This window comes from Nonomuraea rosea, from assembly GCF_039539705.1.
GTDB lineage: Bacteria > Actinomycetota > Actinomycetes > Streptosporangiales > Streptosporangiaceae > Nonomuraea > Nonomuraea rosea.
The window spans coordinates 117,545-136,435 of sequence record NZ_BAABDQ010000039.1; the positions used below are offsets into that span (position 1 = coordinate 117,545).

The 18,891-nt window shown below is 68.4% G+C and carries 13 protein-coding genes; 9 read left to right on the forward strand and 4 right to left on the reverse strand.

Annotated features, from left to right (window positions below):
- The first annotated feature begins 2 nt into the window (after positions 1-2).
- Entirely contained in the window at positions 3-3,233 is a 3,231-nt protein-coding gene (locus ABEA43_RS52635; RefSeq protein ID WP_345574137.1) for a BTAD domain-containing putative transcriptional regulator, read from the forward strand.
- 421 nt (positions 3,234-3,654) lie between these two features.
- Here ABEA43_RS52635 and ABEA43_RS52640 read toward each other — a convergent pair whose 3' ends face one another.
- Positions 3,655-4,593, reverse strand: coding sequence for an alpha/beta hydrolase (locus ABEA43_RS52640; RefSeq protein ID WP_345574139.1), 939 nt, complete (start codon positions 4,591-4,593; stop codon positions 3,655-3,657).
- Positions 4,594-4,815: 222 nt separating this feature from the next.
- Here ABEA43_RS52640 and ABEA43_RS52645 point away from each other — a divergent pair, with 222 nt between their 5' ends.
- Positions 4,816-5,316, forward strand: a complete 501-nt coding sequence (locus ABEA43_RS52645) for a hypothetical protein (RefSeq protein WP_345574141.1) — start codon at positions 4,816-4,818, stop codon at positions 5,314-5,316.
- A 927-nt stretch (positions 5,317-6,243) separates the two neighbouring features.
- Here the strand turns inward: ABEA43_RS52645 and ABEA43_RS52650 are convergent.
- The gene (locus tag ABEA43_RS52650) at positions 6,244-8,760 is read right to left on the reverse strand and encodes an ATP-binding protein (RefSeq protein WP_345574143.1); all 2,517 of its coding nucleotides are present in this window, start codon (positions 8,758-8,760) and stop codon (positions 6,244-6,246) included.
- 585 nt (positions 8,761-9,345) lie between these two features.
- On the opposite strand from ABEA43_RS52650, the gene ABEA43_RS52655 reads away from it, so the two are divergent.
- Genes ABEA43_RS52655 through ABEA43_RS52670 form a run of 4 tightly spaced genes read left to right on the forward strand, consistent with a single transcriptional unit; the run spans position 9,346 to position 12,359 of the window.
- Positions 9,346-9,987 (forward strand): hypothetical protein, encoded by a 642-nt coding sequence (locus ABEA43_RS52655; RefSeq protein ID WP_345574145.1) that lies wholly within the window; start codon positions 9,346-9,348, stop codon positions 9,985-9,987.
- Positions 9,984-10,226: a hypothetical protein gene (locus ABEA43_RS52660; RefSeq protein WP_345574147.1), complete on the forward strand. Its 243-nt coding sequence runs from the start codon at positions 9,984-9,986 to the stop codon at positions 10,224-10,226. Before ABEA43_RS52655 ends, ABEA43_RS52660 begins: the two co-directional genes overlap by 4 nt.
- Positions 10,196-10,453, forward strand: coding sequence for a hypothetical protein (locus ABEA43_RS52665; RefSeq protein WP_345574149.1), 258 nt, complete (start codon positions 10,196-10,198; stop codon positions 10,451-10,453). The genes ABEA43_RS52660 and ABEA43_RS52665 overlap by 31 nt, the downstream gene beginning before the upstream one ends.
- Before the next feature lie 37 nt (positions 10,454-10,490).
- The gene (locus tag ABEA43_RS52670; RefSeq protein ID WP_345574151.1) at positions 10,491-12,359 is read left to right on the forward strand and encodes an NACHT domain-containing protein; all 1,869 of its coding nucleotides are present in this window, start codon (positions 10,491-10,493) and stop codon (positions 12,357-12,359) included.
- A 767-nt stretch (positions 12,360-13,126) separates the two neighbouring features.
- Here ABEA43_RS52670 and ABEA43_RS52675 read toward each other — a convergent pair.
- Positions 13,127-14,095: a GlxA family transcriptional regulator gene (locus ABEA43_RS52675; RefSeq protein ID WP_345574153.1), complete on the reverse strand. Its 969-nt coding sequence runs from the start codon at positions 14,093-14,095 to the stop codon at positions 13,127-13,129.
- A gap of 96 nt (positions 14,096-14,191) precedes the next feature.
- On the opposite strand from ABEA43_RS52675, the gene ABEA43_RS52680 reads away from it, so the two are divergent.
- A complete protein-coding gene (locus ABEA43_RS52680; protein WP_345574155.1) occupies positions 14,192-15,037 on the forward strand; it encodes a dienelactone hydrolase family protein in 846 nt (281 codons plus the stop codon).
- Between the two features lie 114 nt (positions 15,038-15,151).
- Here ABEA43_RS52680 and ABEA43_RS52685 read toward each other — a convergent pair whose 3' ends face one another.
- Positions 15,152-16,546 carry a pyridoxal phosphate-dependent decarboxylase family protein gene (locus ABEA43_RS52685; RefSeq protein ID WP_345574157.1) on the reverse strand — a complete coding sequence of 465 codons (1,395 nt, stop codon included), beginning with the start codon at positions 16,544-16,546 and terminating at the stop codon, positions 15,152-15,154.
- A 61-nt stretch (positions 16,547-16,607) separates the two neighbouring features.
- On the opposite strand from ABEA43_RS52685, the gene ABEA43_RS52690 reads away from it, so the two are divergent.
- Complete coding sequence (locus tag ABEA43_RS52690; RefSeq protein WP_345574159.1) at positions 16,608-18,071, forward strand: aminotransferase-like domain-containing protein; 1,464 nt, start codon at positions 16,608-16,610, stop codon at positions 18,069-18,071.
- A gap of 248 nt (positions 18,072-18,319) precedes the next feature.
- Entirely contained in the window at positions 18,320-18,775 is a 456-nt protein-coding gene (locus ABEA43_RS52695; protein ID WP_345574161.1) for a hypothetical protein, read from the forward strand.
- Positions 18,776-18,891 lie beyond the last annotated feature (116 nt).

An 18,891-nucleotide genomic window follows, 5' to 3' on the forward strand; every position in this document is an offset into this window, starting at 1 on the left:
CGTTGCGGCTGTGGCGCGACCGCGCCGAACTGGACGCCGGCCCCCGGCAGCAGGCGCAGCTGTTGGCCCTGCTCCTGGTGCGTGTGGGCCATCCGGTCAGTACGAGAGAATTGATCGACCTGATCTGGGCCGATGACGCCCCCGCCAGCGCGCTCAACGTCATCCAGAAATACGTCGGGGCATTGCGGCGGGTGCTCGAACCCGAGGTCCCTGTCCGGGCAGCCGGTACATACCTGCACCTGCGCGGCAGTGCGTACGTGTTCAGCGCCGGCCCCGGCACGCTGGACCTCGTCATGTTCCGGGAACACCTCGAAGCCGCACGGGCCGCCCTCGCCCAGCAAGCTCGCGAAGTGGCGCTCGACCATTACGTCACTGCGCTCGGCCTCTGGCGGGGCCCCGCGGGGGACGGATTTTCCTTTGGATCGACCGCGATGGCGATCTTGGCCGCTCTCGACGACGAGTTTCACACCGCCTGCACGGCAGCGGCCGAACTGGCCGTGTCGTTACGCCGACCGGAGTGGGTGATTCCGCCGTTGCGGCTGGCCGCGTCGATGGCGCCGTTCCACGAACCCGTGCATGCCGGCCTTATCGCCGCCCTCGGCGCCGCTGGACGGCAGGCGGAGGCGCTGTCGGCGTTCCGCACGGTACGTGACCGCCTCGCAGAGGAGCTCGGCATCGACCCCGGTCCGGCGCTGCAGGCCGCCCACCTGCGCGTGCTGCGGCAACCTGAGGCGTGGTCGCCGGTGGCGGGTCCGGATCGCGGACATGCGAGCGCACCCCCGGGTGCGGCGGCGGGCCTGGTCGGCAGGGTCGAGGAGCTCGCCCTCCTGCGGCAAGCCGTCGAGACGGCATTCACTGGCCGCCCAGAGCTCCGCATCGTCGAAGGCGAACCGGGCGTAGGCAAGACCCGCCTGGTGCGAGAGATCGCCACCGAAGCGAGCCGGCGTGGCGCTCTGGTCGTCTGGGGTTCGTGTCTGGAAGGCGACGGAACACCATCGATGTGGCCCTGGGAACAGACGCTCCCCCCGATCCTCGACAGTCTGCCCGCGCCGTTGCGGGAGAAGTGGCTCGCCAGTGAGCTCGGCAGCCTCCTCGAATCGCGAGACGACTACGCCGCCGGGCCGGCGATTCCCGACAGCGGTGCGCAGTTCCGCCTGTTCGAGCAGGTCGTCACCGTCGTCGGGCAGGCCTCGGCGCAACGACCCATGCTGCTGATCGTCGATGACCTGCAGTGGGCCGACGCCGCCTCGCTCCAGCTGTTCGGCCACCTGGCGGCCCGGCTACCCGCCGGCGCGGTGATCATCGGCGCGCTACGCGATCGCGCACCCACACCCAGCTCTGATCTGTCGCGGGTCCTGGCCGCGGCCAGCCGGCTGCCCGGCCACCGCAGGATCCGGCTCGGCCCGCTCAGCTTGACCGACGTGACGGAGCTCATCCGCCGCGAAACCGGCCACGATCCCGGTGCCGAAGTCGCCCGCGGCATCCATGCCCGCACCGCCGGCAATCCATTCTTCGTCCAGGAGCTGTCCCGGCTGCTCAGCGACGGCGGCTCGCTCGGCGACGGCGGCGCATCAGCAAGGGTCGGGGTGCCGGCCACCGTGCGAGACGTCGTCCGCGATCGGATGGCCGGTCTCGACGACAGCGCTCACGGCCTGCTCCGCATCGCCGCGGTCATCGGCCGCGACGTGGACCTCGACCTGCTCGCCCGCGCGATCGGCGTCGACATCGCGGACTGCCTCGAACGCCTCGAACCACTGCAAGCACTCGGTCTCCTGGAGACCAAGCCGGAAGACCCGTTCTTGTGGCGTTTCGCGCACGACCTGGTCCGCGAGTCGGTCACCGAGACCATAGCGCGGCAGCAGGCCGTCCAGCTGCATCTGCGCGTCGCCGACGCCCTCGAACACATCCATGCGGACGACGAGTCCGTCGCCGAACGCCTCGCCTACCACCTGCGGGGCGCCGGCCCCCTGGCCGACCCGGTTCGCACCGCGAAGGCACTGGCGCGCGCCGGTCGCCGCGCGGCAACCAAGCTCGCGTTCGCAGCCGCCCATCGGAACCTGGAATCGGCCGTCCAGATCGCCCGGACGGCAGGGCTGCTGGAGCTGGAACTGTCCGTCCTGTCGCTGCTCAACCTCCTCGCCGTAGAGCCCCCGGGATTTGGCGGCTCGACGTTCGACCTGCTGGAACGGGGCGCATATCTTGCCCGCAGACTGGGCCGCGAAACGGCCGCCGCCGAGTTTCTCTTCGTTCGGATGACCGGGGCCTACGTCTCCACCGAGAAAGACCGTGCGATGTGGGCTCGCCGGCTGCATCAGCAAGGCCAGGCGTCCGCGGACCCGATCATCCAGGCGTACGGCCGGCAGGCCTGGGGCCTACACCAATGGGACATCGGCGATATCGGCGCGGCGTATCAGTGTTTCAGCTGGCTAGGCCATACCACTGCGGACGGCGTTACCTCGCTGCTCGCGAACTCGGCCGACCCGCACCCAAGGCCGGCTCAGGAAAGCCTGTACCACCTTGCCGACCAGGTCGGGGGTGTCCCGGTCCGACGCCGCGACGACCTCGGACGTTGGAGGATCCCGGATGAGTGGGTCGGTTATCTGGCCGTGATCACCGCGCTGCAGGGCGATGTCGAGACGGCGCGGTCCCTGCTCGACACGGTGTACCAGGCCGAGGGAGACCCTTTTGAGATGTCGGGCTGGGTCCGCTACCAAACCATGGCTGCCTCGATGGCCGGTGACGCGGCCTGGGCGATGCACGCGACCGAGCGGTGGGTCGCGGTCGGCGCCGACCTTCCCGGCGTCGCGCAGGAAACCTATATACGGCTGGACTGGTACTGGGCCCGTGCCCTCACCGGCGACGACCCGGCCGGCAACGCGGCCAAGGCCGAACATCTCCTGGCCGCGACCCTGCTCGACCCGCAGCGATGGGGCCTCGCCTACTACTACGGACTGATCGCCGAGATGTGGCTGGCAGCCGAGATGCCCGACAAGGCCGCGACCGCCCTCGACCGGGCCGACCAGGCCGTCAAGGCCCACGGCCAACGCTATGCCGAAGGACTTCTCCTGCTGCTGCGCGCGCGCCTGCTGCACGCCCGCGGCGAACCCGTCGACGTCGTACGAGCCGCCGCCGAAGCAGCCCGGGCCCGATCCGACGAACGCGGGGCCCACCTCTTCGCTCGCCGCGCCGAGACGCTCCTGGCCGAACTCGACCAAGACCAGGCAGGACGCTGAAGGGCGGAGCCGGCCAGCCACCGCATCACCACAGCCCCGCCGACCAGGTCTGCGACCTTGGCATCCGCGGCCGAGCCGCCCGGACCGCCGCCCTTCGGCAACTGGTTCTCCAAGCCCCGCACCCGTCATCGCCAAGACTCCCGGCTTCCACGACAAGACCACCACCCGGCTCGCCCCCGTACCGGCACCCCTTCAATGGCACGTTCCATGGCCAGAGCAGGAAGACTCCGTACCCGCTGGAGGAGATCCGCCGACTTGGCGGGATGTTCAGCTTCTCCATTTGCTGAGGGAAGCCTGAAGGCCGTCACTCGACATGGATTCAGCCACCCCCAGGCCACGACATTGGCCCGACGTCGCGCGCATTCGACATCAACCCGCGCGACGGCTCGGACAACGGAACTACTCATCCAGCTCATTACATTCAGACGTGCCCCCGCGCCGACCGTACGCGCAGGGCCGCGTCTATGGACTCCGCGACCCGGGCGAGCGCCGCCGCGCTGCCAGGCAGCACGCCGACCAGGGGGAAGAAGGCGTGCATCTGGCCGTCGGCGCGCTGGAGCCGGACGGGCACACCCGCCTGGCGCAACCGCTCGGCGTAGGCTTCGCCCTCCTCACTCAGCACGTCGTGCTCGGGAAGCACGAGGACGGCGGGCGGCAACCCCGACAGGTCCACGGCCCGCAGGGGAGAGGCGTCCGGGTCCGCGCGCTGGGCCGGGTCGGGCACGTAGTGGTCCCAGAACCAGACCATCGCGTGCCGATCGAGCAGGAGCTGGTTAGCCGGGTCGTGGTAGGAGGCTCTGTCCAGGTCGCAGTCGGTGGCCGGGTAGATGAGCACCTGCAGGTCGATGGCCGGACCGCCGTCGTCCCTGGCACGCCGGGCCACGACGGTCGACAGGTTGCCGCCCGCGCTGTCGCCCGCCACGACGATCGGCTGTCCGGGCAGCGCGGCGCCGGCCCAGCACAGGGCGGCGTAGGCGTCGCTGGGCGCGGCTGGGAAGCGGTGCTCGGGGGCAAGGCGGTAGCCCACCAGGACGACGGTGCAGTTCGTGCGCTCGGCCAGCTGCCTGCCCACGGCGTCGACGTCGTCGATGCCGCCGACGGTCCAGCCGCCGCCGTGGTAATACACGACCACGCCGCGCGGGGCCGTCGTCGGGGTCAAGACGCGGGCCGGGAACGAGGCGCCGTCCTCCGATGCGATGGTGACGTCCTCGGCGCGGGCCATAGGCGGGCCCTGGCCGGACAGGCTGTGCAGCTGCGTATACATGGTGCGGGCCGCTGCCGGGGTCATCTCGTGAAGTGGGCTGCTGCCCGCCTCGCCCAGTTGCTTCAAGAACTGGGCCGTGGCTTCGTCCAGGGCCATGGATGTCACCTCGCCGAAGAAGGGGGCAATCTTTGATGGTCAAGGTAAATCACGGGTAATTGACGATCACTGAACGATCGGTTCACTCGTCATCAAGTGCCTCGATCTAGCCTGTGAGAATTGAGATCGGCGAAGAGCCAAGCGCCAAGAAGGTGGGGGCGTGCGGGTCCATCTGTCGCCGACGGATTTCAGCCGCCGGTTCCGTCGACGAAGGGCATCACTATGACCATCAAGCACACCGCATATGCGACGGTGGACGCGCCCAGCCCGGAAATCGACCTGGAAAACTGGCTCTTGGGCCTCTCCGACGACGAATATCGGGCCTGTGCACGAGGCCACCACGGTGCGGGCACATATACCGACGAAAAAGGCCGCGGCATGGTCAACGCCGAGTCGGTGGGCGGCAATCTCATCATCCAGCACTACCGGGTCGTGCGGGCGGAAAAGTCGTTCGTCGAAATGTACTCGACCGCGAGCCGCATCTACCTGTTCCATCTCGTCCCGGTGACCGGCGCGGTGCGATGGACGCTCACGGCCACGCCGCAGTCCGCGACGTCGTCCACGTTCGTGTGCTCCGTCGAGGTGATCCTGCCTCGCGTACTGGCGGTCCTGGCGCGCACGATCGTGCTGGGCCTGTTCATCCGGCGGCACTGCGAAGAGGAGACCGTCAACTTCGCCGCCGACATCATGCGCAAGCACCGCAAGGTACAGACATCCGCCTGATCTAAACCCGCCCGTCCGGCGGCAACCCGCTGCCGCAGTTGTCCGCGACGGAATGCTCGCATCGGTCTGCTACTGCGTCAGCGAAGTAGGTGCTCGAACCTCGCCACACCTGCGGGGGAAGCAGCGCTGCACGCCTACCTTGGCCCGCGGATCACCGGGATGACTCCGGTCCCGGCTACGACGAACTTCGGCCGCGTGGCTTTGGCCCGCTCCTACGTTGGCGGCATGACCGGCGCCTCCGCATGGCAGATGGAGAGGTTTTCTCAACGGGGCGATTTGAAGGCCGCAGTGGCCAGCCGACCGGGACCTTGCCCCTTGAACATCCCGGTGACCGGCTGAATCGCCGGAGCTCCGTGGCGGGAGGCGCTCGACTTCAACGAGGCCGCCGATCTGATGCGGCACCTGGGCACAGCGGCTTTCGTGGTCTGCTCGTACTTAACAGGGATGCGCACGGGAGAGAAACGACCTTCGAGAGAATATTCCTACTTGGAAGTGAATCTCGAAGAGATGGGTGGTAGTCGACTACTCCAGAAGCATCGAGGCCTAATCGATGCAATATCGCCGACTGATCCGGCCCTGCTGAACGGTTCGATAGCCAGCTCTCACTTCGTCTGGAGCTGGCCAAGATTTAAGGCGCCATGGAGCATCCAGTGGATCAGAGGGATAGTGCCCGAATGCGCACATGCTCGCCCAGAGGAAAGCCTAAGGGCCGCCGTTCCGTCCGGTGGACACAGGCGAGAGGAAGACTGGGAGAGGCGGACGTGGGTTGCTTGCACCGTCTCCACGCTGCAAGGCATTTCGGCCCGTACCTGGACACGCGCTCCGTGGCCATACCGCGAGGAACTCGCCGCGCGCTGGCGCATCCTGCGCGATCGCGTGGTCGGGGCAAGGAGCGGCATTCGGATACGGCGACGTACAAGCGTAGGGTTACCAGCCTCGATACGAGAACCGCCGGACCGCGAGGGCTCTTCGCCTGCGCGAGAGGGCTGCGGCTGACGACTGGTCGTGATCTCGTCGAGGATGAAGGGCTCCCGCTCCGGACGTTCTGGAGCAGGCGAGCGATAGTTCGCGCAGATCGTTGTGGACCACTGCTTCTCCGGAGCGGTTGCCCAGGCTTCGGTGCAGTTCCAGGGCCGTGACGAGGGCGGCCGTGGCGGCTTGAGGGTCGCCGGTCAATCGGCATACGACGCCGAGAGCAGTGAGCGCCTCGGCCTCTCCCGCCCGGTTGCCAAGGGCTCGATACAGTTCCAGCGCACGTGCGAGGCTGGTGGCGGCCGCGAGCAGATCTCCGGTCGCCTGCTGGGCGGCTCCCAGGTCATTAAGCGCGTGGGCCTGCCCGAGGGGGTCGCCGAGGACCCGGTAGACCTCAAGAGCCCATACGAGATCGGCGATACCTGCCCAGTGCTCCCCGGTTGCCTGCTGCACGCAGCCCAGATTGTGTATGGCGCTGGCCTCCCGAAGCCGGTTGCCGATGGCACGGTGCAGGTCGCGTGCGTGCACGAGGCCGGCGATCCCGGCCCGGTGATCCCCGGTCAGGTGCCGGACGATGCCCAGGTTGTTGAGGGTGTTGGCCTCCCCGATCCGGTTGCCGGTGGCCCGATGCAGCTCAAGGGCCCGGGTGAGACTGGCCATCGCCATCTCGAGATCGTCCGCGCGGCCTTGGAGGGAGCCGAGGTACGTGAGCGCATTCGCCTCGCCGAGCGGGTTGCCGGAGGCGTGGTACAGGTCCCTCGCCCGGGACAAGGTCTCGGTGGCCTCCCGATGGTCACCGGCCCAGCTCTGAAGGACGCCCAGGTCGTTGAGCACGTTAGCCTCTGCGAGGGGATCGCTGACGTTGCGTGCCGTCTCCAAGGCGACCCGATGAAGGTGCAGGGCCTGGTGCCAGTGGCCGTGGACGCGGAGGAAGCCGAGCATCGCGGCGGGAATGGCGACCGCATGTCCAAACCAGCCGTGCGACAGGGCGTGGTCGACGGCGGCATGGAGATTGAGCCGTTCGGCTTCCATCCAGGCGACGGCTCGCTCCCAGGTCGACAGGTCCGGCAGCCACGCCGGCCGAACGGCGCTCACTTCCGGCACGCCGGCGGGAACCCCTTGCGTCGTATGACGATCCGCGTCGCGGGCGGCGTGAAGGTAATAGTCCAGCAGCCGTTTCCCAGCCGCGTTCCGCACTTCCTCGCTCTCTTCGGCCAGGGCGCGAGCATGGGCGTGCCGGCGGATCAGATCGTGAAAGCGATAGCGGCCTCGGACCGGCTCGTTGACTAGGTGGTAGGCGAACAGATCGTCCAGTCGCCGGCGGGCCGTGGCCAGATCAATGTCGCCCAGGGCGGCCGCGGCGTGGACATCGATGTCCGTTCCTGGGTGGAGACCGAGTCGGCGAAACAGGCGCCGCTGGTCTTCCTGCAGATTTCGGTACGACACGTGGAAGGCGGCAGTGACCGAGACGTTCTCGGCCTGCAGGGAACTCGGGCGATCCGCCGCCGAAGCGAGGTCGGCCACCAGGTTGGCGACGGTCCACGCCGGATGATGCTTGAGCTGCCCGCCCGCCAGGCTGATGGCCAGAGGCAGGAATCCGCACAATGCGACGACCTGAGCGACCTCTGGATCGCCGGGGAACCGGCCGGGACGGTCGGCCACCAGGACGAACAAGTGCGCGGCTTCCCGGGGCGGCAGCACGTCCAGGGTGATGGTCTTCGCACCTGGCAAGGCGGTGAGCCGCCGACGGCTGGTGACCAGAACCAACGTCCCGGAGGCGCCGGGCAGCAACGGCTGGACCTGCTCACTGTCGGCGGCGTCGTCCAGCACCACGAGCGCCTTCTTGCCTGACATCCGATCCCGCCACAACCCCGCGCGGGCCTCCGTGTCTGAAGGGATGTGCTGCGGTGCGATGCCAGCCCATAACAGCAACGTGGACAGGGCGTCAGCGGGGTCGACCGGGAGCTGACCGGGAGTATGGCCATGAAGGCGCACGAACAACTGCCCGTCGGGGAACCGGGCAGCGAGCCGGTGGGCGGCGTGCACGGCGAAGGCGGTCTTGCCTACCCCGGCCATCCCGTCGATTGCGCTGATCCCCACGACGCCGGCACGTGTCCCGCTCGGCAATGCCCTGAGCACCTGGTCTATCTCGGCGTGGCGCCCGGTGAACGAGGCGACATCGGGAGGCAAGGTGTGCGCCGCAGTGGGCAAGGCACCGACGTCCATCTCGCCGTGAAGTCCATGGAGGTGGTCCCCGCCATGGGGGAGCGCCTGTCCTTCATCCTCGGGACGACGGAACACTGCGAACACCGAGACCGTCAGCCCTGCCGCACCAATGAACATGCTGATCACACTGGCCCGCTGATCCAGCACCGACAGCAGAGGTGCAGGCAGATGCAACGGATCGATCAGCAGTCCGACCATGCCTACCGTCAGCAGCCCGGCCAGTAGCACGATGGAGGCAATGAGCATCGCTCGGCTCCGGCGTCGGGAACGACCGTTCGGTGGCTTCGACCTCGACCCAGACATGCTTCAACACTGCCGTTCGCGCCCGTCGCACGGCACCTGAAGTGACGGAGGCATCACCTGCCATCACAGCCCCGACCGAGCGATTGCAGCCCACAACGTCGGCCGCGAATAGTGCACGCTCGGAATAAGTACCTTCCACCAGTAGTTCTCGGCCTGCGAACCGGATGCTGCCCCGATCCCGAACCCGACGAGCACGTCACCAGCGGCGGCACCTGATCCGTGGCCACGAGTACAAGAACGCCGTCGATGAACACGGCAACCACCGATCCGCAGGGATGGAACGCGACGTTCCCTGGGTTGCGATAAGGCCGGTGGTCAACGCCATCCGAGTCCTGGAACGCATGGTGCCCGACGGCTGTCTGCTGTTCGACCATAACGCCCACGACCTGCACGCGAACCGGCCTGGCACGGGCTCGCTCAAGACGGGACCGCTCAACACCCGCATCGAAGATTTCATCGCCTGGGCGAACGCGGAAGCGACAGCCTGCGGGCTCAAAGATCAGCTGATCCCGCCCGACCCTCACGGCAATGTCGGAACTGCACGGTTTCGAAGGTCGTTGGCCTGGCATATCGCTCGCAGGCCGAAACGGTCTCGTCGCGCTCGCCACCCAGTACGGGCACCTGCGCTCCACGCTCGTGTCGGAGGGATCGCGCAGCCGTGGCGGCATTCACGAGCTCATCGATGTCGAGACCGTTCTGGCGACTGCCGACACCGTCGCTGATCTGAAAGACGGCATGCAGGCCGGGGAAGGCATCTCTGGACTTGCGGCGCGGCGCGTGATCAAGGCCGCCGCCCGCGCCCTCGTCTTCGAAGGCACGACCATCAGCGTGACCACCGCCCGGAAGCTGATCGCCAACGAGGACGTCATGATCTATGACAACCCGCAAGCGTTCGTGCTCTGCCACTACAAACGCGCCCAGGCGCCCTGCCACCGCGACGGCGTGAAAGACACCCCCAGCTTGGATCATTGTGTTCCCGGCTGCGGAAACATCGTCCGCACCGACCGGCACGCCGCCGGCCTGCGCGCCCGCGCCGACGTGCTGAACAAACGCGCCGCCCACGCCCCTCAGCCGGTCGGCGACCGGCTGCGCGCCCGCGCCGGCAAACTCCGCGACCTGGCCGACACCCACGACCGCACCCGGATCACCCCGCAGGAGAGCACGACGTGAGCCCCGCCCTCGACGAGCGTGAGCGCATCCGCGCCGCCATGGATCGCATCCTGGCTGGCACGCCGCAGAACTCCACCGGCGCGCTGACCATCGTCGCTCCCGCCCAGGAGGCGGAGGTCCCCCGCAACGCGCTGACGCAGCGGCACAGAGACCTGAAGAACGAGTTCTATGAGCGTGTCCAAGCCCGCGGAGCGACCCTGACGTCGAAGTGCGGCTGCGCGCCACTATCACCCAGCTGAAGAAGACGATCGCGAACAAGAACAAGGAACTCGCCCAGATCAGGGAGGACGTCCCAGCGCTGGTCCGGGCAGTCCACCAGCTCACTCTGGAGAACCAGGAACTGCGTGCGCAGCTGGAGCGGCCCGAACCGAACGTCACCCCGCTCCGTCAGCGCGGAGAGGGTGTCCGTAATGATCGCCGTCAGGTGTCGATGGGTCACGATTCGGCACGAGATGGGCCGAAATAGAGGCCGCCAGTACTGGATCGCGTCGAGGATGTCCGGGGTGAGCCGACGCCCCATCCATTGGTGGAATACGGCCGCCTTGCTGGCCATCGTCGCGCTGGTCGCGACGGTGGTCTTGGTGGGGCGCGCGCTGAATCGGGCCGACAAGGTCAACGTGGCTGATCTGGCTGCGGTTGCGATCGCTGCGGCGCTGGCCATAGCTGCCATCTTGACGTGGGCCAAGCAACGCAACACCGCTGCCAACAGGCCCGCCAATGTGACGAGAGCCGCCGAGGTGCTGGCCGATCTGGTGCGCCGGCAATGGCGGGATGAGGCCCGGAACCAGCTGCTCGACGACCCCGAACCCATCCCGGTCCGCTGGCAGCTCACCGCCAACGAGGCGGTGATGAGCACTCCGCGGCTGATCAGCCCTGCGGCCGGGTTCACCTTTACCGGCCGCAGCGACGATATCGCCGCTCTCGCGCGCGACTTTCGCGCCCTGGCCCGGCGACGGCTGGTCATCACCGGCGGGCCAGGCATGGGCAAGACCACCCTGGCCGTCCAGCTGCTGCTGGAACTGCTCCGTACTCGCGCCACGGAAGAGGCCGCTGCGGGAGAAGACGAGGTCGTGCCGGTGCCGGTGATGTTGCCGGTCTCCGGCTGGGACCTGACGGCTCATCCGCGCCTGCAGGACTGGCTGGCCAACCGGCTCGCCTACTACTACCCGGCGCTTGGCGCCCCTGAGCTCGGTGCCGACGCCGCTGCGGCGCTGGTCGCTTGCGGGGACATCCTGCCCGTCCTGGATGGCCTGGACGAGATCGGTGAGCAGGCGCGCGCCAACGTGATCGCCGCACTCAACACATCCCTCCAGGCCGCTGATCAGCTCATCCTGACCAGCCGCACCGCCGAGTTCGCCGCCGCCGTGACCGAGGCGGGACGCCCACTGACCAGCGCCGCCGTCATCACCCCGGCCCAGCTCACCTCCGAGGCCGCCGCCGACTACCTGCGTGCCTGCCTGCCCGCCGCCCTATCCGACACCTGGCAGACGGTGCTGGCAGCGCTGGCGAACCGCGAACTGTCCGGCCTGAGCGAACTGACCGCCACCCCTCTGGGCTTATGGCTGATCCGCACCGTCTACATCGGCGTCGGCGCCGACCCCACCCCGCTGACGGGCCCTTTAGGCGCCGATGCGGCCGCGCTGCGCGCCCACCTGCTTGACCAGCTCATCCCCGCCCTCATCCAGGCGCGCCCGCCCAGCAGGGATTCGGGCGACCACTTCCGGCCTCGCCGTCGGCTCGACCCGGACGTTACCCGCTGCTACCTCATCACCCTGGCCTGCATCTTCGACCCGGCTGTCACGCGCGACATCACCTGGTGGGGCATCACAGAGGCCGTCCGGGTGAAGGACGATCGAGAGATTGAGGTCTGGCCCGGCGAGTATGGGGAGGTGGTCGCAGCGCAGTTGCTTTTAGCTCGGAAGACGCACGAACCTCCGCCTCTCACGTCGGTCAGCACTCCCATCTCAACCTGGCGATCCGCAAGGACAGCTGTCCTTTGGTCCGTGCTCGTCATCGGGTTCCGGGCGGCGCTCGTGATGGAGCTCTTGTTCCTACTCGTGGTTCTACTCGCCCTGGTCGGGGGGAGCATGACGTTGATCACCATCATCGAGCTGCACATGATGCAGCTCATGGGGGCGCTCACGCTGGGACTCCTGGTCGGAATGGGTTTGACATTGGACGATGTCTGGGTGGCGTCTATCCGTGCGGTTCGGCTCCTTGCACGCGAGCGGCGACTTCCCCGACAGATCATGCTGTTTCTCGACGACGCCCACCGGCTGGGCCTGCTGCGCGCGGTCGGACCGGTCTACCAGTTCCGCCACGCGGCCCTGCACGACCACCTCGCCGCCGACACTTCTGGTGGCGCCTCGTAGTACGGAGAGACAGCCTCTGAGCCTGTCCCGCAGCCATCCCGAACAGGACGCGCTGGAGGCACACCCCTCACGCCGGGGACGAGCGCTTCCGTCTCGTCCTCTTCGCACCTCGTCCGGCCCGGTACCCGCCCGGTTCCGGTTTGCACCGCCGGGTATCAGGGCGTTGGCGAGACATCGACAAGAACTTCAACACGCAGACTTGACGGGGAACGACAAAAACTCACCCACCGTCCCCATGATCGCGTTCGCGCCGCGTGCGGCGATGTTGCGGGCTGCGTTGACGTCGGCGTGTTCAGCGATCTGGTGGGGGCGGGAAACCCGTGGTCGTGGGTGGCGTCGTTCGTGCTGGTGTGCGTGGACCCGCCGATCGAGTCGGCCCTGTACTTCGGAATCGGCGAACTGCTGACCAACGCGATCAAGCACGCCCCGCGACCCAAGCGCGGATCTCCATTGCCCGGAACGATGCCGGCAGCATCGTTGGCGTCGAAGACACCGGCCGGGGCGGGTCGGCGTGCGAGCCGACGGCGGGCTCGCGGGCGGCGCCGCCGCTTCGCCGTCTTCGACGGAATCCTGGAGATCACCAGCCCGGCGGGCGGTTCGGCCCGTACGAGGATGATGGTGCCGTGCGCATTGTTGTGGCCGAAGACCTCTGCCTCTTGCGCGACGGGTCTCGAGACGCTGGATGCGCTGCTGAGGTGGCGGCCGGGTGTTTCCATCGTCGATGTCCGCAAGTCATACCAGGAAGTAAGGACTCCGGCGTCACTCCATCAGTCAGCACGACGGAAGGCCGCGCGGTAGTCCCGCGGGCGTTGTCCGGTGTGCCTGGCGAAGAGGGCGGCGAACGTGCTGGGGTCCTGATATCCGACCGTGGCGGAGATGCTGGCGACGGTTCGGTTCGTGGTCTCAAGGAGGTGGCGGGCGCGACGGACACGCGACGAGTGCAGGTATTCCAGCGGGCTCTGGGCGGCCTCGTCCGCGAAGCGCCGCAGCAGTGTTCGAGTGCTGACTTTGAACGTGTCCGACAACGCGGCGAGGTCGTATCGGGCGGCAAGGTTCTGGTCGAGCCGTCGCATGACCTTGTGGGAGAACTCGGTTCCGGGCTGCGGAAGAAGTCTCGCGTCCACGTAGGGAGTCTGGGACGATCGCGCGTCGTCGACGAGCGCCACCCGTGCGGTTGTCCGTGCCACTCCGGCACCGCTGTGCTGGCGGATCAGATCCAGCGCGAAATCGTACATGGCACTGAAGGCCGCCGTCGTTGTCACCCCCGTGTCGGTGACGACCAGATGCTCGGGCCGGACGTCGGTGTCCGGACAGCGTCGAGCCAGTTCGTCGGCGAGCAGCCAGGCCGTCGTAGCCCGGCGTCGGTTGAGGAGTCCGGCCTCGGCGAGCAGGAACGCACCGACACAGATCGAGACGACGACAGCGCCCGCAGCAGCGTATGAGCGGATCGCCGCAATTTCAGGGGCGAGGGGCGCGAGCTTCGCGTCCACGTCGAGACCCGGGACGAGCTCGAACCCTGGCACGACAAGGACGTCTACCTCACGCAGCGGAGAGACGCCCAACGCCGCACCGCCCGATGCGGTGACACGACGACGAGGCGAGACGATCGACACCTCGTATCCGGAGCCGTCCGGTCCGGCGACGTGCGTGGCCATCGTCAAGAGATCGGGTATGCCGAACACCTCGGAGGCGAAGCAGCCTGGATAGGCCAGGACACCAACCCGTAGTGCGCTCACGCTCACCTCCTCACCACCAGCCTACGGCGAGATTGCCCGCATATATGGCGATCTGGCCTCTCTCTTGATGTGAAGGCGTCGGCCCACACTGTCGCCATGAGTGCTGCCAGCGGACGACTTGACGACGTGATCACGGACTTCTCCCACCGGCTCGTCGACGTGGAGGGGATGGTGAAGACGGTGTACGTGGCAGGTTCCGGCCCGGCCGTCGTGTTGATGCCGGAAATGCCGGGCATCAGTCCTGACGTTCTTCGGCTGGCGCGGTGGCTGCGGGATGCGGGCTTCACCGTCTATGTCCCCTCGCTCTTCGGGTTCGACGGCGCCTATCCCACGGTCGAAGGCGGTGAGGAGGTCGTCCGCCGCGCGTGTGTCAGTGTCGAGTTCCGTGCGTTCGCCGGTGGCGGGACCAGCCCCGTCACGGCGTGGCTACGTGGGCTCGCGCGCCAAGCCCATGCCGAATGCGGCGGTCCGGGAGTCGGCACGATCGGGCTGTGCTTCACCGGCAACTTCGCTCTCACCATGGCGCTTGAGCCGGCTGTCATCGCGCCAGTGGTCAATCACCCGTCGCTGCCGTTGGACGATCCCGCCGGACTCGAGATCAGCGACGAAGACGCGCGTGCGGTCCGAGACCGTATTACGCGCGACGGACTGAAGGTTCTCGCCTACCGCTTCGACGACGATCGCTGGTGCACCGGCTGGCGCTTCGCCGCCTATCAGGCACTCCTCGGCGACGCCTTCGACGGCCGTGTCCTTCCGGGCAGTTCCGCGAACACCAGCCCGCCACCGTTCTTCGCCGACGTGGTCGCATCTCCTCACAGCGTCGTCACCGCCCACCTCGTCGACGAAGACGGACATCCCACGCTGAAGGCCAGGGACGAGATCGTCGCCTTCCTGACCGATCGCTTGCGCCCGCTCGGACATCCCGAGACGACATCCGGCTGAGCGACACAACGATGCCCACGCGCGAAGATCACAGGCATTCGGGCGCGGTGTCTCAGGGGCATCCTCACCATGTGGGGCCCACACGCCTCGTGGCGAGCGCCGTGGCCTGGCTGGTCAGAGGGCTCGACAAGCGTGCCAGCATCGGAGGATAGCCTCCGCGCAGGTGTCAATGTCGGCGCTCGTGGTGGCGGTGTCGCAGATGCTGATGCGCATGGCGCGGCTGCCGTGCCAGCTGGTGCCCGCGGCCCAGCAGGTGCGGTCTTGCTGGACGGCTGCGATGACGGCGTCGGTGGTGGCGTCGTCATCGAATTGCACCAGGACCTGGTTGAGCCCGACCGGGACGAGCAGGCGTACTCCGGCCGCCTGCAGCAGGTGAGCCATGTGCTGGGCGTGCGCGCACAGCCGATCGACCAGGCTGGCGACGCCGGCGCGGCCGCGGTGGGCGAGGATGGCCCAGACCTCGGCGCCGCGGGCGCGCTGGGACATCTGCAGTCCGAGGTGGGCAGGGGCCCGTTCGGCGTCGGTGGACAGGTAGGCGGCGTTGAAGGCCATTGCGCGGCGAAGGTCACCAGGGACACGGCAGATCGCGATGCCGCTGTCGTAAGGAGCGTTGAGCCATTTATGGGCGTCGGTGGCCCAGGAGTCGGCCTGCTCCACGCCGTTGACGAGGTGGCGGTGCATAGGTGAGGCGGCCGCCCATAGTCCGAAGGCGCCGTCGACGTGGACCCATCCGCCACGTTCACGTATGGCGGGGATGATGTCGGCGAAGGGGTCGCTGTGGCCAGTGTTGACATTGCCGGCCTGCAGCAATACCAGGGTGCGCTCGTCGGCGTCGGGAAAGTCCTCAGCGCGTACACGCCCGAGCTCGTCAGTGGGCGCGGCGATGACGTCGTCGGCGCCGAGTCCGGCCGCGCGCAGGGCTTTGGCGACTGATGCGTGCATCTCCGCGGAGGCGATCACCCTCAGGGGCGGCGCGCCGGTCAGCCCCCGCCGGTCGACGTTCCAGCCGTTGTGGTGCAGCAGGGCGTCGCGGGCAGCCAGGATGCACGTGAGGTTGGCGATCGAGGCGCCCGAGCAGAACGAGGCGATCGCGGTACAGGGCAGTCCCAGCAGATCAAGGGTCCAGCGGGCGGCCAGGTCGTCAAGCAGCCCGGCGATCGGCGACATGTCGGGCAGCGCGATGTTCTGGTCCCAGACGCCTGTCAGCACGGCTGCGGCGGCCGCGGCGGGGTCGGTGCCGCCGTTGACATAGCCGAAGTAGCGGCCGGCGGTGGTGACCACGGTGGCCGGCGAGCCGAGTTCGTCGAGCATGGTCAGGACCTCGCTCGCGGGGAGTGGCTCGTCGGCCAGATCGCGAGGGAAGGCGGCCAGGTCGGACAAGGCCTCCTCGGCCGGGAAGATACCGCGCTGTGTGCGTGCCTCAAGGTAGGCGGTGGCGCGGCGGGCGGCGTCGAGGATGGGCCCGGAGGTATCACTATGGTGGCCGGCAACGTCCGGTGTGAAAGACATATCCCTCAGTGTCAATAACTGGCCCTTATATTCAAGGGCCAGTCTGTGACAGAGTGGCCCCGTGCCTAGGGCCGCGCCGCGGATGACGCTGGAGCATCTGACAGCCCTGCTGGCTGGATGGCAGGACGGGGCGGGACCGCTATATCTGCGACTGGCGGGGGCACTGCGCGTTCTGGCCGAACGCGGCACGGTATGTACGGGCATCCGCTTGCCGTCGGAGCGGGCACTGGCGGCGGCGTTGCACGTTTCACGCAACACGGTCACCACCGCGTACGGTCGGCTGCGTGACGACGGCTGGCTGGTCGGAGGCCGTGGCACCGTGGCACGGGTCGGGGCCGTGGCGCCGCGAACGCCTGGTGGCGATGAAACGCCGGACGACCCGCTGGCCGGGCTGTTCCCGCCCGGGCGGGCACCACGGCTGGATCTGACACTCGCCGATCCGGACGCCGCGCCGGCGGTGCTCGACGGCTTGGCGCAGCCGCGCCTGCTGCTGCCCAGCCCGGCCGCTCACGCCTCCGGTTACCACCCGGCGGGACACCCGGTGCTGCTGGAGGCGATCGCTCGGAAGCTGCGCGGGGACGGCATCGACGCCCATCCGGAGGAGATAGTCGTCACCAACGGCGCTCAGCAGGCTCTGGCGCTGGCGGCCGAGGTGCTGTACCGGCCGCGTCGACCGTTCGCGGTGGAGGCGGTAACGTACCCGGGGATCATCGACGCGGTGCGGCGGCGCGGCCGCGGACAGCTCATCGCGCTGCCCGTCGAGGACAGCGGGCTGGAGGCGGAGGCGGCAGCACGGCTCATCCGGGCGACGTCACCGGCGGCGGTGTTCCTGACGGCGTTCCACAATCCCACCGGGTACGCGGTCGACCGGAATGGGGCCGATGCGCTACTGACGGCGGCGCAGACGGCCGGATCCGCGATCGTGGAGGATCGGGTTCTGGCCGACCTTCCACTCGACGGGCAGGGTCCGCCCGTGCCGCTGGCCGCGCTGCGGCCGGGGACGGCCGTCTTGACGGTCGGGAGCCTGTCGAAGGTCTTCTGGGGTGGGCTGCGGATCGGGTGGATCCACACCAACCGAACGCTGGCCGCACATCTGCGGGTCCGCCGGCGGGCCCTGGACCTTGGAAGCGCGGCACCGATGCAGCTACTTGCCGCCTGGCTGCTGGATCAGCATTACAGGGAGACACGGCAGTGGCGGATCGCACGGCTGCGGAGTTCGCTGGCCGCGCTGACCGGGGCGATCTCGGCCGCCGATCTCGGGTGGCGGTACCGCGTACCCAAGGGCGGGCCGAACCTGTGGGTTCGGCTGCCCCGGCCCGTGGCGCAGAGCTTCGCTGGGCAGGCGGCCCAGGGCGGCGTTCCGATCGCGGCCGGCGCCACGTTCGCCGCTACGCCGGGGATGGCCGGAGAGATGATCCGAATACCGTTCTTCCCGCCGCCGGAGGAGCTCACGGCTGCGGTGGATCTCCTCGCGGCGATCTGGAGGCGCCAAACTCAGCAGGCCAAGCGCCCTCTACTCCGATAGCGGCACGCGGCCCTCGTCCATGGTCGCCATCAGCCGCGTCCGGATCTTTGACGACCTGCACGTGGTCGGTTGTGCCGGAGTTCGTGGTACCGGACCGCTTCCGCACGCGATGACGATGATCGCGTTCTCGGTGACGCCGGCGAGCGACGTGTCCTCGTACCGCAGGCCGGGGGCGGCGGCCAGGCATCGAGCGCCTGATGGAACGGGGCGAGGCTCTGCCTGGCCGCCGTCTCTGAACGTCCACGCGGATGAGCAACGCGGCGATCAGCGCCCCGGCCGGCACGCAGGCGCCGCCCAGGATCAGGGGGCGCGGCGGGCGACGCCCGGAACGGTCGCGCAGGTGCTCGGCCTCGCCCACCGGGCAGCCGGAACAGCTGGCCAGTCATGGGCTGTTCTGCTTCGTCGGCGCCGACCCGGTGTCGGGTTGGCTGACCGGCGTGGCCAAGGCCGACGACGGCTTCGTCCTCACCGATGTCCGGCTGGTCGCCGGATCGTCCGGCCTGCCCCTGCCGTTCCAGACGAGCGCACCCCGGGTGTTCGCGGTCGGCGACGTCCGCGCGAGCTCGACGAAACGCATCACCACCGGCCGTCGGCGAAGGCGCGAGCGCAATCTCCTCTGTACACGTGGCGCTCACCGGCGATTGACGCGTCCATCGGCCTCCACCAACACCGTCTCTGGCCGGAGACGGGTGTTGTTTTCTTGAGGCAGGCGATGTTGGTGGCCGCGGATGGCCAGCTGAAGGCGGGCAAGCACGGCAAGGCGATCGCGGTGGACGGCCTTCGGGCCGCCATCCTGCGCGGCGACATGGTGCCGGGCCAG

Coding starts and splice junctions, on each gene's coding strand:
- ABEA43_RS52640 (WP_345574139.1), bottom strand. CDS start 4,593: ATGGCCCTGGACGAAGCCACGGCCCAGTTCTTGAAGCAACTGGGCGAG.
- ABEA43_RS52645 (WP_345574141.1), top strand. CDS start 4,816: ATGACCATCAAGCACACCGCATATGCGACGGTGGACGCGCCCAGCCCG.
- ABEA43_RS52650 (WP_345574143.1), bottom strand. CDS start 8,760: ATGCTCATTGCCTCCATCGTGCTACTGGCCGGGCTGCTGACGGTAGGC.
- ABEA43_RS52655 (WP_345574145.1), top strand. CDS start 9,346: ATGTCGGAACTGCACGGTTTCGAAGGTCGTTGGCCTGGCATATCGCTC.
- ABEA43_RS52680 (WP_345574155.1), top strand. CDS start 14,192: ATGAGTGCTGCCAGCGGACGACTTGACGACGTGATCACGGACTTCTCC.
- ABEA43_RS52685 (WP_345574157.1), bottom strand. CDS start 16,546: ATGTCTTTCACACCGGACGTTGCCGGCCACCATAGTGATACCTCCGGG.
- ABEA43_RS52695 (WP_345574161.1), top strand. CDS start 18,320: ATGAGCAACGCGGCGATCAGCGCCCCGGCCGGCACGCAGGCGCCGCCC.